A 14,246-nucleotide genomic window follows, 5' to 3' on the forward strand; every position below is an offset into this window, starting at 1 on the left:
TCACTGGTCCCGGCGCCGCACCGCGAGCACCGTCACCACCGCCGCGCCCAACGCCCATGCCCCGTACACCAGCCACGCGCCACCGGCCGTCCACGGATACGGCTGCTCCGGAGCGAAGCCGGTCGGCGCCAGCCGCTGCCACGCGTGGAACGGCGTCGCGTGCGCCAGGACCGCCGAGAGATACCGGTCGTCCCCGAGCACCACCGGGACCAGCAGAAGCAGCACCACCGAGGCCACGATCGCCCCCGCGCTCTGCCGGACCAGCGACCCGAGCGCCATCCCGACCAGCGCGCAGACCGGGGCGAGCAGTGCCGAGGCGACGACGACCCGCAGCGCCCCCTCGTCCGCCACGGACACGCCGGCACCCCGAACCGCGAGGATCGCCTGCGACGCCCAGAAGGACACCCCCGCGACCACCGCCCCGAAGCCGGCCTGCACCGCCGCCACGACGAGGACCTTCGCCGACATCAGCGAACCCCGCGCCGGTACCGCCGTGAACGTCGTGCGTATCAGCCCCGTCCCGTACTCGCCGACCACCGCCACCGCCCCCATCGCGGCCGCGCACAGGATGAGCACCATCGCCGCGTTCCCCGTGAACGCGTCCCACAGCCCCTGACCGTTCCGCAGGAACGCGTCCCGGCTCTCCGCGTCGTACTGCGACCAGTACCGGTAGTGGTCCCAGGCGGTGCCCACGTTGAAGGCCGACACGGCCAGCGCGCTCAGCAGCAGCGACCAGACCGTCGACCGCAGCGACCACAACTTGAGCCACTCCGAGGCCAGCAGATCGCGGAAGCGGGCCCGGGGCTCCCCAGCCCGTATGTCGGAAGGAACGGACGTGAGGGAGGCGGCGGACGGCGTGAGGGTCTTCATCGGGCGTCTCCTGCCAGGTACTCGACACTGTCGGCGGTCAGTTCCATGAACGCCTCCTCCAGGGAGGCCGTGCGCGTGGTCAGCTGGTCGAGCGGTATCCGGTGCTCCAGGGCGAGTTCCCCGATACGCGAGGCCGTCAGCCCGGTCACCGTCAGCAGGCCGATTTCCTCGTCGACCACCGCACCCGCTCCGAGCAGCACCGACGCCAGGTCCGAGCGGTCCCGGGTCCCGACCGTCACACTGGCCTGCCGGCCCCGCGCGGAGAACTCCGTCAGGCTTTCTGCCGCGATCAGCGTCCCCCGGCCGATGACCACCAGGTCGTCCGCCGTGTGCTCCATCTCCGTCATCAGATGGCTGGAGACGAAGACAGTGCGCCCCTCCACTGCGAGCCGCCGGAAGAGCCCCCGCACCCACTTCACACCCTCGGGGTCGAGGCCGTTGAGCGGCTCGTCGAAGAGCAGCACCGGCGGGTCGCCGAGCAGCGCGCCCGCTATCCCCAGCCGCTGCCGCATCCCCAGGGAGTACTCGCCGATCCTGCGCCGGGAGGCCGCCGCGAGTCCCACCTCCTCCAGGACCGTGTCGACGCGGGACATCGGGATGCGGTTGCTCCGCGCGAGGACTCCGAGGTGGGCCCGCGCCGTCCGCCCGGGGTGCACGTCACCGGCGTCCAGGAGCGCGCCGACGTGCCGGAGCCCGCGCGGCCGGTCCGTGAACGGCCGGCCGTCGACCGTCACCGAGCCGCTCGTCGGCTCGTGCAGCCCCAGGATCATCCGTAACGTCGTGCTCTTCCCCGAGCCGTTGGGCCCGAGGAAGCCCGTGACGATGCCCGGCCTGACCGTGAACGTGAGTCCGTCGACGGCCGTCTTCGCGCCGTAGCGCTTCGTGAGTTCCTTCGCTTCGATCATGCGGACCACGATGCCGTCGCGACCCCGCCCCCGGCATCGGACCAGCAGTGACAATCGACGGCCCGCACTGTCACCCGTGGTTGTACAACCCTCGGCCGATGTCCCCACCGGGCGAACCGCTTTACGATCACCGCATGTCCGCCACCTCGTCAGCTTCGTTACGCAAGAGGGTCACACCTGGCGGGTGGGTCGCGATCGCCTGGTTCGCGGGTGTCCTCTTCACCTGCCTGCTCCGGCTCCGTCTACCCGGCCAGGACAGAGCCGATGTCATCGTCGGCGAGCTCTTCCTGCGCTGGGACGGCATCACCATGCTGGTCCTCGCCTCGGCCCTCGCCCTCGGCGGCAGCGCCCTTCTGTCCCGCCGCCCGACCACCGCGCTCGGGCTCCTCCTGGGCGCCGCGGTCGTCGCCGCGACCCCGCTCGGCGTCACCGGCATCCCGTACGCCCAGTACCTCGCCGTCGACGTCGCGCTCCACGCCATCGCCGTCGCCCGCCCGCCCCGCGAGGCCGCCCGGGCGCTCCTCGTCTCCCTCGGCGTACTCGTCGGGTACCTCGCCGTCCGACTGCTCGCCGGCTGGAGTGTCGGCATCACCAACGCCCTCGGCGTGGCCCTCGCCGCCGTCGTCGCCTGGCTCCTCGGCCGCTCGGAGCGGCTGAGCCGGCAGTACGCCGAGCGGAGCCGTGCCCAGGCCGCCGAGCAGGCCGTCATCGCCGAACGGCTCCGCATCGCCCGCGAGATGCACGACACGGTCGCCCACAGCATCGGCATCGTCGCCCTCCAGGCCGGAGCCGCCCGCCGGGTCATCACCACCCAGCCCGAATCGGCCCGTCAGGCGCTCGGCGAGATCGAGACGGCGAGCCGCGAGACCCTGGCGGGCCTCCGACGCCTGCTCGGCGCGCTGCGCACGGCCGAGGGTGCGGGGGAGGGCACGACGGCAGCCGGCGGCAGACCTCCCGGCGCCCCGGCCACAGCCCAACCGAGCGAGACGCGCGGGCTTCCCGAGATGCCCGGACTCGCCGCCCTCGACCGGCTCGCCGAGGTCACCGGCGCCGCCGGAGTGCGGGTCACGGTGCGCCGTGTCGGCACCCCTCGGCCCTTGCCGCCGGAGATAGACCTCTCCGCCTTCCGCCTGGTGCAGGAGTCCGTCACCAACGTGGTCCGCCACTCCGGTGCCGACTCCTGCACCGTGACCGTCGACCACCGGGACCCCGAAGCCGTCGCCGTCACCATCGAGAACCCCGGCTCCGGTCACATTCCCGGCCGCGATCGCGACCACCCCGGCGGAGGCTCGGGCTACGGACTCGTCGGTATGCGCGAGCGCGTCGCCCTCCTGCGCGGAGACTTCCGCGCCGGCCCCCGCCCCGACGGTGGCTACGGCGTCACCGCCCGCCTTCCTGTCCCCTCTCTCCCCGCAGGAGCCAGCACCCGATGACCGACACCGCCATCCGCGTCGTCCTCGCCGACGACCAGCCGCTCGTCCGGACCGCCCTCCGCATGGTCATCGCCGACACGCCCGACCTCGATGTCGTCGGTGAGGCCTCCGACGGTGCCGAAGCCGTGAAGCTCGTCGAGGAGACCGGTGCCGACGTCGTCGTGATGGACCTGCGGATGCCCGGCACCGACGGCATCGAGGCCACCCGGCTCGTCACCTCCGGCGCGACCGGGGCCCGCGTCGTCGTCCTCACCACCTTCGACGACGACGACCACGTCTACGGAGCGCTGAGCGCCGGAGCCTCCGGTTTCCTGGTCAAGGACATGGCCCTGGACGACATCCTCGCCGCCGTCCGCGTCGTCGCCTCCGGCGACGCTCTCATCGCCCCCAGTGTCACCCGGCGCCTCATCAAGCAGTTCACCGACCGCCCGCGCACCGAGTCCGCCCCCGCGCGCCCCGTCGCGGGCATCACCGAACGTGAGCGCGAGGTCCTGACCCTCGTCGGCCGCGGTCTGTCGAACACGGAGTTGGCCGCCGAACTCCACATCAGCGTCGCCACCGCGAAGACGTACGTCACCCGCCTGCTCGCCAAGCTCGACGCCCGCGACCGCGTCCAACTGGTGATCATCGCCTACGAAGCCGGTCTGGTCTCCACCGGCTGAACCGACCGAACTGGCAGAACCGGCCGCACCGGCGGTCGCCGCGCGCGGAACGATCACACGATCCGGTGGATCCGCACGTGAGCGGCCCACTGCCGGCCCCGGGCCCGCTTGGATGGAATCTTCCCCAACGGCCCGTCGAGAGAGAGCCGCCCATGACGAACACCTGGCTGCCACCCGTCGAGTACGTCGAGACCCTGCCGAGAGCCACCGCCTACGCCTGTCTCTACTTCACGGACACGGCGGGCCGGCCCTTCCAGATCCGTGCCAGCGACCACACCCGGCGGTGGCAGTGGCCCGGCGGGAACATGGACCCGGGGGAGACCCCGTGGGAGACGGCGGTACGGGAGTGCCGCGAGGAGACCGGGATGGTCTTCACGGGCGAACAGCGGCTCCTCGGCGCTCACTTCGTGAGCGACCGGGGCGAGGAGTGGCCCGCCAACCACATCGGGTTCATCTTCGACGGCGGGGAGCTGACGGACGAGCAGATCGCCGCAGTCGTCCTCGACCCCGGCGAGCACAGCGAGTACAGCCTCCGCACCCTGGAGGAGTGGGAGCGGGAGATGGAACCGGGTGACTTCGCCCGCCTCGCCGAGATCCATGAGGCCCGCGGCGCGGGTTCGACCGTGTACGTGGAGACCGCGCCCGGCGACGGCTGAGCGGCCAGGGGTGGCCCGTCCCCGCGGACGGGCCACCCCCGGGCCGGTGAGACGGCTCAGGCCGGGCAGCCGGCCGGCGGGTGGGCGATGTCGACCACGAGCCGCTCCGGCGAGTGCAGCCGGAACGTCTTGTAGACCGGCTTGGTGTCGAAGGCGGCACCGATCGAGACGACCCCCTCGAAGTCACCGGTGAGGGCGACTCCCTTGAGTGCCGGGAGACGGGTCTTCAGCAGCGAGGGCCCTTGGTAGACGTTCCTTCCGTCCTCGTCGTGGGCGGCGGCGGGGGAGAGCGTGATCGAGAGGAAGTACCTCCCCGCGAGCGGTACCCGCTGCCCGGAGCCGTCGTAGGACAGGTCACCGACCTGCCGCACGGTGACCGGGGGCATGGCGCCCCGGACGTCGACGACGAGCCGGTCGAAGGTGGAATGCCCGCCCCATCGGACGTTGACCACCTGGGTCGTCGTGGGCGGCGACGCCGACCGGGTCGGCGCGTGGGCCGCGCCCGCCGGGATCGTGACGCCGACACCGGCGGTCAGGAGGATCCCCGCGGTGACGGCCGCGAGAGCGTGACGGTGATGCATGACGTCCCCCGTTTCTGCTGCGCTGGGGACAGTGGTGTCACTGGTGAAGCCACCCGCCATTCATCGTACGGTTCCACCCGATATGCCGGATATCGCGATAAGAGTTCCTCATGTGCTGGAGCGCGACGGCCGACCTCTGGGCGGGCCTCGGGATCGGTGCCGTGGGGGTCGCCTCGATCGCCTCCGTACGCCGCGCCGGAGACCTCCCGCTCGCCGCCCTGCCCCTTCTCCTCGGCGCCCACCAGGTCGTCGAGGCCGCCGTCTGGCACTCCGGGGGCGGTGCCGGGCCCGCCACACTCGCCCGGGCGGTGATCGCGCTCCCCCTGCTGCCCGTCTGGATCCCCGTCGGCGTCGTGACGGCCGCCCGTCCCGTCGACCGGCGGCGGCTCGCTGTCCCGCTCCTCGCCGGGATCGTCACCGCGGCCGTCCTCGCGTACCGCCTCGCCACGCACCCCGTGTCCGCCAGCGTCCACGGCCACACCCTCGGCTACGTCGTCGACCTGCCGTACGCGCCCCTGGTCCTCGCCGGGTACCTCCTCGCCACCGTCGGCGCCCTGCTGCTCGCCCGTGACCGGCTCCTGCGCGCGCTCGGGCTCGTCACCTGTGCCGGGGCGATCGTCTGTGCCGTGCTGTGGAGCGAAGCCTTCGTCTCCACCTGGTGCGCCCTGGCGGCCGTCGCCTCGCTCCTCGTGCTCTTCTGGATCCGACGGCGGCCGACCGTAACCCCACGGCTCCTCGGTAGTTGACCCGGTCATGAAGAAGCGCAGCATGCTCGCCATCGCCTCCCTCGCCGCAGGCGTCGTCACCGCCCTCATCACGCCCCCGCCGCAGGCCAGCGCCGCCGAGGGCCCCCTCGGCGGGGCCACGGGCCTCCTCCAGGACGACCAGACCGCCGAGGCCGTCGCCGGGACGGTCCAGACCGTCCAGGGCGCGTCGGCCGCCATCGAGGGCGGCACGCAGGGCGGCGGAATCCTCTGATTTCACCTCTGACCTGCGGAAACCGGTGCCCCGCGCCCTCATGGGAGGCGCGGGGCACCGGAATGCCGTGACCCGCGAGGAGGCGGCCCGTGCGCGCGCTGTGGAGGAGTAATGACAGGATGTCCCCATGAGCGACAACGTGTACTTCGACATCACCATCAACGACCAGCCGGCCGGCCGGATCGTGTTCCAGCTTTTCGACGAGACCGTCCCGAAGACGGCCCAGAACTTCCGCGAGCTCGCCACCGGCCAGCACGGCTTCGGCTACGCGGGCTCCGGCTTCCACCGCGTCATCCCGCAGTTCATGCTCCAGGGTGGTGACTTCACCAACCACAACGGCACGGGCGGCAAGAGCATCTACGGCGAGAAGTTCGCCGACGAGAACTTCAAGCTGAAGCACGACCGTCCGTACCTGCTCTCGATGGCCAACGCGGGCCCGGGCACCAACGGCTCGCAGTTCTTCGTGACCACGGTCGTCACCAGCTGGCTCGACGGCAAGCACGTCGTCTTCGGCGAGGTCGTCGAGGGCCAGGACGTCGTGGACAAGATCGAGGCGCTCGGCTCCCCCTCGGGCCGTCCCTCCGCCAAGGTCCAGATCTCGGCCTCCGGCACCGTCTGAGACCACTCGGACGCCGTCACCGGCGCCTGAACGCAGGGGAGCCGCACGTCCGGGAAGGACGTGCGGCTCCCCGCTGTCGTCAGGGGCCCTCCGGGCGTCAGGCCTCCTCGCCGTACCGCCGCTCGAACTTCGCGATCCGCCCCTCGGTGTCCACCGTGCGGGCCTTGCCCGTGAAGAAGGGGTGGCTCTCGGAGGAGATCTCGACGTCGATCACGGGGTACGTGTTCCCGTCGTCCCAGGTGATCGTCTGCTCGCTGGTCGCGGTGGACCGGGTCAGAAAGGCGTACCCGGCCGACCGGTCGCGGAAGACCACGGGTCCGTACTCGGGCTGCTTGTCCTGCTGCACGTGTCCTCCTCGGGCTTGCGCCCTCAACTCATCCGCCTGACGCGTCCGGCCTGCTCAGGCGCGGCACCCCCAGCCTCCCCGGGGTGGTCACGGCCGACCAGCGCCACGCGCCCGGACGGGTGACGCCCGCGGGCGCTCAGGGAACGTCCGGCCAGCGTGCGGCGAGCAGCAGCGCGATGTCGTCCGGGCGGGCCGTCGCCTCCCTGGCCTCCCGCGTCAGTCGGTCCGCCGCCTCGGTCAGCGGCAGCGCGCCCGTCGCCGCGAAGGCCCGCCGCAGCCGCTCGATCCCCTCGTCGATGTCCGTCCCCGGCCGTTCCACGAGGCCGTCCGTGAACAGCGCGAGGACCGACCCGGGCGGGAGCCGCAGCGGCGTCACGGGATACGTGGCGCGGTCGTCGACGCCGAGGACCACACCGCCCGGCAGGTCGAGCAGCCGTGTCGTCCCGTCCGGGCGCAGCAGCAGCGGCTGCGGATGCCCGGCCCGTACCGCCCGCGCCTCACCCGTGTCGGGGTCGAGGAGGACGTAACAGCAGCTCGCGAACTGCCCGGGGTCGAGGTCGATGAGGAGCCGGTTGGTGCCCCGCATGACGTCCTGCGGCCGGTGACCGCCCAGTGCGAACGCCCGTACGGCGCTGCGCAGCTGGCCCATCGTGGCCGCCGCCGCGACCCCGTGCCCCTGGACGTCGCCGATGACGAGCGCCAGTCGCCCGTGCTCGGCCTCGATCACGTCGTACCAGTCGCCGCCCACGTCCATGCCGTCGGTGCCGGGCAGGTAGCGGCCGACCGTCTCCACTCCCGCCCGTACGGGCAGCCGGTGCGGCAGCAGGGCGTCCTGGAGGCCGCGGGCCACCGCCGACTCCGTGTCGTACCGCTGCGCCCGCGACAGTGCCTGGGCGATCAGGCCCGCGAGCGCGGTGAGCACGGTCCGCTCCTCCGGGCTGAACGGCCGGGACCGGTCGAAGCCGAGGATGCAGGAGCCCACCGGCCGGCCCGAGGCGATCAGGGGAAGGAAGGCCCGCGCGCCCGCCGTCGAGTCCACGGGAAGGCCCGGGTACGCCTCCCTGAGCTGTTCCATCGACTCGAAGAACAGGGGCCGCCCCGAGGTCAGTGTGTCCACGCCCGGGAGGTGCGCGTCGAGCGCCACCCCGTCGAAGGGTTCGAGGAAGCCGGGCGGGAAGCCGCGCTCCCACGCCAGATAGAGCCGCCGCTCGCTCAGCAGGTAGATCGCCAGCTGGCGCCCGCCGAAGGCCGGGAGCAGCTCCTCCGTCACCACGGCCGACACCTGGCGGGCGGTGACCGCCTCCGTGAGGGCGATGGCCAGGGCCACCGGCCGGTAGAGGGCGGCGGCGCGGTCTCCGGCGCCGAGGTCGTCCGAGGCGTGGTGGCGGAGGTCGACGGTACGGTCCCGCTGGTCCACGGCCGCGTCCCGCGCGGCAGCCAGCGGGCGGCCCGCCGGGTCCTTCGCGGCCTCCGGCGCGTCCGTTCCGTCCGGCGGCAGCCGTGCCGGATCCTCCTCCGGCACCAGGACCATCGTCAGGCCGTCCCGGCCCGGGTACAGCGCCACGGACAGCCAGCGCCCCTGCTCAGGTCGTGCGAGGAAGCGCACCGGACCCTCGGAGAGCAGTGCCGCCCGGAGCTGCTCCTCGTGGAACGGAAGGCCGAACCAGGGGAGTGCCTCCCACAGAGGCCGCCCCGCGAGCGCGCTGCGCGGGCGGCCGAGCAGCCGCTCCGTCCGCTCGTTGAGGTACGTGATCCGCCCCAGGCGGTCGATCGCCAGGATCGCCCGGGGCAGCCGGTCCGTGGCGTCCGAGCCGACGAGGCCCGTCCCCAGGTCGACGAGCGTGCCGGCCAGCCGCCCGCCGGTCCGGCGCGCGTCCGGGGCCGTCCCTTCCTGGGCGCGCGCGGACACCTCCAGGAGGTGGAGGCCGCCGTCCGGGCCCTTCAGGCGGATCCTGCGCACGCCCGGCGGCCCGTGTGCCTCCGTCGTCTGGAGGGCCGCCGCCCACAGGGCGTAGGCGTCCTCCGGATCGAGCCGGGACGTCAGCACCTCGATCGAGCACGGCGAGGTCAGCCCGGCCCCCAGGATCGCCCGCAGCCCGGCGTCCATCGTGACCGTGCCGGAGTCCAGGTCCCAGTCGAAGGAGCCGAACCGCACCGGCGGCGCCGATCCGGACGACAGTTGTACGGAGACGGGGTCGCCGTCCCACTCGACGGACGTCCCGTTCCGCGAGAGCCCGGCGAGCGCCTCGCCGAGGCGTCGTGCCTCGGCGGTCATGCGGCCGGCGTCCCGCGCGCTCACAGCCTCGCCGGGGCTGGGGTTGCGCAGCGCCACGAGCACCCCGAACCGCTGCCGGCCGACGACCACGGGCTCGTACAGCGAGGCGAAGGGGAACGGCAGGCTCGCCACCAGCTGGGGAAAGCGCCGCATCGCGTCCTCGACGTCGGGGAGGTGCACGGCCTGCCCCGAGCGATGGGCCTCGGCGATCGGGAACGGCCGGTTCACGTGCATCCGCCACCACGGGCGGAACAACGGTCCCGGGAGTCCCGCGAGGACGGCGAGGCGCAGCAGGCCGGGCGCGTCGGAGCGGAGGTACACCCCGCCCGCGTACCCGCCGACGGCCTCGACGGTCCGCAGTGTGGTCTCCGCGACCACCCGCGTGAGCGCGCCGGAGCCGGGCCCGTCGGCAGGACCGTTCCCGGACGGACGCCGGGTGCTGCCCGCCGGGCCATGGCCGGGCGTGCCGTGCGAGGTCACACAGACAGGATGCGCCCGCCGTGAAAGGCGGCGCATCCCGGAGGCGCGTGCGGCGAAGACGAGGGGCGCGCGGAGAGTCCGGCGCGCCGTCTGCGCACTTCCTCGCGCCGGTGACTCCACGAGGCCTAGCGATTACTCTCTGTAATCAGACGGGATCGCCGCCCACGGGTGGACGGTCTCACCATTCGCTGCCAGGGGGCATGATGACAGGCCGAGTTCTTCCGTACGACGTTCATGGCGAGGGTCCGGGCCGGGCGCTCGTGCTGCACAACTGGTTCGGCGACCGCACGAGCTTCGCGCCACTGCGCGACCACCTCGACGGCGCCGTCGGTACGTACGCCTTCGTCGACTGCCGTGGCTACGGCGAGGCCCGCGACGTCGAGGGCGCCTACACGATGGAGGAGGTCGCGGCCGACGCCCTCGCCGTCGCCGACGACCTCGGCTGGGACGGGTTCTCCGTCATCGGCCACTCGATGGGCGGCAAGGCGGCACAGCTGATGCTCCTCGACGCGCCCGACCGGATCCGCTCCGTCATCGGCATCTCGCCGGTGGCCGCCTCCGGGTTCCCGCTCGACGGCGAGACGTGGGAGCTCTTCGCGGGCGCCGCCGAGTCCCCGGCGAACCGGCGCGCGATCATCGACACGACCACGGGCGGCAGATACGACGAAGCCTGGCTCGGCGCGCTCGTCGACCGGTCCGTCAGCCGTTCGTCGGCCACCGCCTTCCGGAGCTACCTCGACTCCTGGTCGGGCCCCGACTTCCACGAGCGCGTCCGTGACAACGCCACCCCCGTCCTCCTCGTCGTCGGCGCGCACGACCCCGCGCTCGGTGCCGAGGCGATGGAGGCGACCTGGCTGCGCTGGTACCCGAACGCCCGTCTGGAGGTGTTGAAGGACGCCGGTCACTACGCGCCCGAGGAGACCCCGCAGGCCCTCGCGGAGGCCATCGAAGCGTTCCTGGCGGCCTGAGAGCCTGCTCCTCGCCTGGGATTCGGCGGGCAAGGCCCGACACAGTCCGAGTGGCCGACGCGCGACTAGGCTGGAGGCACCGGCCGGGACGGGACGCACCCGCCTCTCCGGGACCTCGGACCCCCGGACCTCGCACCCCCGGATCCCGGCCGCGTCGGCGGAAGGGCGGCGGATCATGGAGTTCAGCGACCGGACCGACGCAGGGCGCCGGCTCGCCGAGCGCCTCGGGTATCTCAAGGGCCAGGACGTCGTCGTCCTCGGGCTCCCGCGCGGGGGCGTCCCGGTGGCCGCGCGGGTCGCCGAAGCCCTCGACGCGCCGCTCGACATCTGTCTCGTACGGAAACTGGGGGTGCCGTACCAGCCGGAACTGGCGATGGGCGCGCTCGGGGAGGGCGGCGTACGGGTCCTCAACGATCAGGTCCTGCGCGAGACGGGTGTCGACGACCGGGATCTCGCGGCGGTGGAGGAGCGCGAGCACGCCGAGCTGGAGGCACGGACCCGCCGCTACCGGGGCGACCGTCCGCCCGTGCCCCTGGAAGGCAGGACGGTGGTCGTGGTGGACGACGGGCTCGCCACCGGTGCCACCGCGCTCGCCGCCTGCCGGGTGGTCCGGGCCAAGGGCGCCGCGCGGATCGTCCTCGCCGTCCCGGTCGCGCCGCGCGGCTGGCACGCGCGCGTCGGAGGCGAGGCCGACGAGACCGTCAGCGTGAGCGAACCCGCCTTCTTCCACGCGATCGGGCAGTTCTACCGGGACTTCTCCCAGACCCGTGACGAGGAGGTCCTCGACTGCCTCGCCCGGAGCCGTGCCGCGCGCGGCCCCGTCGTGCGGGACACCGAGGTCCGGGTCCCGTCGGCGGGCGCCATCCTCGCGGGGCGGCTCGCCCTGCCCGACGAGGCGCTCGGCATCGTGCTGTTCGCCCACGGGAGCGGCAGCGGCCGGCACAGCCCCCGCAACCGCTCGGTGGCCGCTGCCCTCAACCGGGCCGGTCTCGGCACCCTCCTGTTCGACCTCCTGACGGAGCAGGAGGCGGCGGACCGGGCACGGGTCTTCGACACCCCGCTGCTCGCGGGCCGGCTCGCGGGCGCCACGGAGTGGCTGGCCGGACGCCCGGAGCGGGCCGGGCTGCCGCTGGGCTACTTCGGGGCGAGTACGGGCGCGGCGGCGGCGCTGTGGGCGGCGGCGGACGCCGGGGCGGACGTCGACGCCGTGGTCTCACGGGGCGGCAGGCCCGACCTCGCTGGGGAGCGGCTGGCGCGGGTGCGCGCCCCGACGCTCCTCGTGGTGGGAGGCCGGGACGCGCTCGTCCTGGACCTCAACCGGCGGGCGCAGGCGCTGCTGCGCTGTGAGAACCGGCTGACGGTCGTCGAGGGTGCCACGCACCTCTTCGAGGAACCCGGTGCCCTGGAGGAGGTGGCGGAGCTCGCCACCTCCTGGTTCACCGGGCACTTCCGGGATCAGTAGGCGCCGTTGACGTTGTCGATCGAGCCGTAGCGGTCTGCGGCGTAGTTGGAGGCGGCGGTGATGTTGGCGACCGGGTCGAACGGGTCCGTGGACGTGCCGGGCACGTGGTAGGCGTCGAAGGTCGGCTGGATCACCTGGAGCAGGCCCTTCGAGGGCGTGCCGGCGGCGGCGTTGGAGTCCCACAGGTTGATGGCCTGCGGGTTGCCGGAGGACTCGCGCATGACGTTGCGGAGGATGCCGTCGTAGGAGCCCGGGATGCCGTTGCGGGCCATGATGTCGAGCGACTCGCGGATCCAGCCGTCGAGGTTGTCGGCGTACGAGGTGGCGGCGGCGGGGGCGGCCTGGACGGCCTGCGCCGGGGCGGCCGCAGGCTCGGCCTGGACGGGGGCGGCCTGGACAGGAGCGGGCTGCGCGGGGGCCGCCTGCGCGGGGGCCGCGCGGTGTGCGGAGCGGTTGGCGCGGTCCGTCGTGGAGGCCTTCTTCGCCGGGGCGGAAACGACCTTCGCGGAATTCCGACGAAGCGTCAGTTCAAGGCCGGGGTGAATAAGTGACGGATTGTCACCCACGGCGGTCTTGTTCGCCCGGTAAAGGCTCTTCCAGCCGCCCTGGATTCCCTTCTTCTGCGCGATCAGGGAAAGCGAGTCACCGCTGACGACGGTGTACGTGCGAGAGGCGACCGGAGCGGCCGGGGCCTTGAGGGCGACCGGCGCCACGGAGGCCGGGGAGACGGCGGGAACGGCGGCGCGGGCGGCGATCTCCGGGGCTCCGGAGACGGGCGCGGCGCCGGCCGAGGCGGGGGCGATCAGCGGGAGGGCGAGGGCGACCCCACCCGTGCCGACCAGGGCGAGGCCCTGGGAGACGGGGCGGCGTCGGGGGCGGCGGTGCTTACCGTGTGCAGGCATGACGGGTTCCTCTCCGGCGCCTGCGAGGTGAGCTGTCGGGTTCGGACGGGAGGTGTCCGGCCGCGCGCACGCGGCTGCACCCCGAGCCGTCCCGGGAATCCGGTACGGCGTATTCGTGGGTCCCCCGCTCCTGCCGTCGGGTGAAAAGGGAGGTATTTCAAGCGGTGGCAGGATTAGGCGATCCGCTCGAATGGAGGTGACCGTAGGCCAGGAATACGCGGGACAACAAGGGGCGTGTGATCGGCGATGTGCGAAAAGCGGCTCGGAATTCACGGAATTCATGATCGACCGCCGCTTGCCGACGGGGAACTCCCGTGTGCCCCATGGCATGCGCGGATGTCGATCACCGCGACGCATTCCGAAACGTGAATCACGTCACGCCGCGTTCAATGTCCGAATATGCCGAATATGCGCGAGCCGTCCCGAGTTACCCCGAACGCACGGGTAAAAGTCGCAAATCGGGCATTCGTCGCCAAAGATGGTGCTACCCGACCGAGGAGTGCCGAATGCCGCCCGTCACCGCACCGCCCAGCCCCGACCTCGTCGACCGCGAGGCCGCCGCGCTCTACGACTCCGCCGCCTGGCAGCGGATCGTCGCCGACTGGACGGCCGACGGGCCGGTCGCTCCCGAGAAGGACTGGCGGAGCCTGCTGTCCGTCCCGGTCGACCGACTCGTGGCAGAGGCGCTCGACGCGCTGCCGCCCGCCCTCCCCGCCGACCGCCGCCTCCCGGGCCGCCTCGGCGCCGTCCTCCCGGACCGGCTGCACGCCTGGCGCCGCCTCGGCCGCGCCGACCTCCGCCCCTCGGTCCACCTCGGCTACGCCCGTCTCGTCCTCGTCGAATGGGGCTGGCAGAACGCCCCGTACAAGCTGCGCGACCGGCGCGGAGCCCGCTGCGTCTGCGGCGCGCTCCTCGCCGCCCACCGCCTCGGCCACGGCAGCGTCGACACGATGAACGAGGCGGCGGCCTGGGTGATGACGGAGCTCAGGTCGCGGGGCTGGAACGACCTCATCGGGCCGTGGAACCGCGCCCCCGGCCGTACGGCCGAGGACGCGGTGGCCCTCCTCGACGCCACCATCCGGCGAGCGGCCGACGCCGGTCGCTGAGGG

At 73.1% G+C, this 14,246-nt stretch carries 15 protein-coding genes and 1 riboswitch; of the genes, 9 read left to right on the forward strand and 6 right to left on the reverse strand.

The window, feature by feature from the left end; genetic code table 11:
• Entirely contained in the window at positions 1-870 is an 870-nt protein-coding gene (locus ACFC0Z_RS04795) for an ABC transporter permease subunit (RefSeq protein ID WP_376432738.1), read from the reverse strand.
• Positions 867-1,775 (reverse strand): ABC transporter ATP-binding protein, encoded by a 909-nt coding sequence (locus ACFC0Z_RS04800; protein ID WP_376432740.1) that lies wholly within the window; start codon positions 1,773-1,775, stop codon positions 867-869. The genes ACFC0Z_RS04795 and ACFC0Z_RS04800 overlap by 4 nt, the downstream gene beginning before the upstream one ends.
• Before the next feature lie 134 nt (positions 1,776-1,909).
• Here ACFC0Z_RS04800 and ACFC0Z_RS04805 point away from each other — a divergent pair, with 134 nt between their 5' ends.
• From ACFC0Z_RS04805 to ACFC0Z_RS04815, 3 genes are all read left to right on the forward strand, one after another.
• Positions 1,910-3,208, forward strand: a complete 1,299-nt coding sequence (locus ACFC0Z_RS04805) for a sensor histidine kinase (RefSeq protein WP_376432743.1) — start codon at positions 1,910-1,912, stop codon at positions 3,206-3,208.
• Positions 3,205-3,870 (forward strand): response regulator, encoded by a 666-nt coding sequence (locus ACFC0Z_RS04810; protein WP_376432745.1) that lies wholly within the window; start codon positions 3,205-3,207, stop codon positions 3,868-3,870. Before ACFC0Z_RS04805 ends, ACFC0Z_RS04810 begins: the two co-directional genes overlap by 4 nt.
• A 152-nt stretch (positions 3,871-4,022) precedes the next feature.
• Positions 4,023-4,526 (forward strand): NUDIX domain-containing protein, encoded by a 504-nt coding sequence (locus ACFC0Z_RS04815; RefSeq protein ID WP_376432747.1) that lies wholly within the window; start codon positions 4,023-4,025, stop codon positions 4,524-4,526.
• Between the two features lie 56 nt (positions 4,527-4,582).
• Here the strand turns inward: ACFC0Z_RS04815 and ACFC0Z_RS04820 are convergent, their stop codons facing one another.
• A complete protein-coding gene (locus ACFC0Z_RS04820) occupies positions 4,583-5,107 on the reverse strand; it encodes a hypothetical protein (RefSeq protein WP_376432749.1) in 525 nt (174 codons plus the stop codon).
• 110 nt (positions 5,108-5,217) lie between these two features.
• Between ACFC0Z_RS04820 and ACFC0Z_RS04825 the strand changes: the two genes are divergently transcribed.
• From ACFC0Z_RS04825 to ACFC0Z_RS04835, 3 genes are all read left to right on the forward strand, one after another.
• Positions 5,218-5,853 carry a DUF6629 family protein gene (locus ACFC0Z_RS04825; protein WP_376432751.1) on the forward strand — a complete coding sequence of 212 codons (636 nt, stop codon included), beginning with the start codon at positions 5,218-5,220 and terminating at the stop codon, positions 5,851-5,853.
• Positions 5,854-5,860: 7 nt separating this feature from the next.
• Positions 5,861-6,085, forward strand: coding sequence for a hypothetical protein (locus tag ACFC0Z_RS04830; RefSeq protein WP_376432753.1), 225 nt, complete (start codon positions 5,861-5,863; stop codon positions 6,083-6,085).
• Positions 6,086-6,212: 127 nt separating this feature from the next.
• The gene (locus tag ACFC0Z_RS04835) at positions 6,213-6,704 is read left to right on the forward strand and encodes a peptidylprolyl isomerase (protein ID WP_376432755.1); all 492 of its coding nucleotides are present in this window, start codon (positions 6,213-6,215) and stop codon (positions 6,702-6,704) included.
• Positions 6,705-6,801: 97 nt separating this feature from the next.
• On the opposite strand, the gene ACFC0Z_RS04840 is transcribed toward ACFC0Z_RS04835, so the two are convergent.
• Together ACFC0Z_RS04840 and ACFC0Z_RS04845 are read right to left on the reverse strand one after the other, a co-directional pair.
• Positions 6,802-7,050 (reverse strand): type B 50S ribosomal protein L31, encoded by a 249-nt coding sequence (locus ACFC0Z_RS04840; RefSeq protein WP_376432758.1) that lies wholly within the window; start codon positions 7,048-7,050, stop codon positions 6,802-6,804.
• A 136-nt stretch (positions 7,051-7,186) separates the two neighbouring features.
• Positions 7,187-9,841 (reverse strand): SpoIIE family protein phosphatase, encoded by a 2,655-nt coding sequence (locus ACFC0Z_RS04845; protein ID WP_376432760.1) that lies wholly within the window; start codon positions 9,839-9,841, stop codon positions 7,187-7,189.
• A 167-nt stretch (positions 9,842-10,008) separates the two neighbouring features.
• Here ACFC0Z_RS04845 and ACFC0Z_RS04850 point away from each other — a divergent pair, with 167 nt between their 5' ends.
• Both ACFC0Z_RS04850 and ACFC0Z_RS04855 read left to right on the forward strand, forming a co-directional pair.
• Positions 10,009-10,773, forward strand: a complete 765-nt coding sequence (locus tag ACFC0Z_RS04850) for an alpha/beta fold hydrolase (protein ID WP_376433457.1) — start codon at positions 10,009-10,011, stop codon at positions 10,771-10,773.
• 175 nt (positions 10,774-10,948) lie between these two features.
• Positions 10,949-12,235, forward strand: coding sequence for an alpha/beta family hydrolase (locus tag ACFC0Z_RS04855; protein WP_376432762.1), 1,287 nt, complete (start codon positions 10,949-10,951; stop codon positions 12,233-12,235).
• On the opposite strand, the gene ACFC0Z_RS04860 is transcribed toward ACFC0Z_RS04855, so the two are convergent.
• Positions 12,229-13,137, reverse strand: coding sequence for a transglycosylase SLT domain-containing protein (locus ACFC0Z_RS04860; protein WP_376432764.1), 909 nt, complete (start codon positions 13,135-13,137; stop codon positions 12,229-12,231). The genes ACFC0Z_RS04855 and ACFC0Z_RS04860 overlap by 7 nt on opposite strands.
• Positions 13,138-13,141: 4 nt before the next feature.
• A riboswitch (cyclic di-AMP (ydaO/yuaA leader) is annotated at positions 13,142-13,327 on the reverse strand.
• A 316-nt stretch (positions 13,328-13,643) separates the two neighbouring features.
• Here ACFC0Z_RS04860 and ACFC0Z_RS04865 point away from each other — a divergent pair.
• The gene (locus tag ACFC0Z_RS04865; protein WP_376432766.1) at positions 13,644-14,243 is read left to right on the forward strand and encodes a hypothetical protein; all 600 of its coding nucleotides are present in this window, start codon (positions 13,644-13,646) and stop codon (positions 14,241-14,243) included.
• Positions 14,244-14,246 lie beyond the last annotated feature (3 nt).

The sequence above is a fragment of the Streptomyces sp. NPDC056144 genome (assembly GCF_042264145.1).
Taxonomy (GTDB): domain Bacteria; phylum Actinomycetota; class Actinomycetes; order Streptomycetales; family Streptomycetaceae; genus Streptomyces.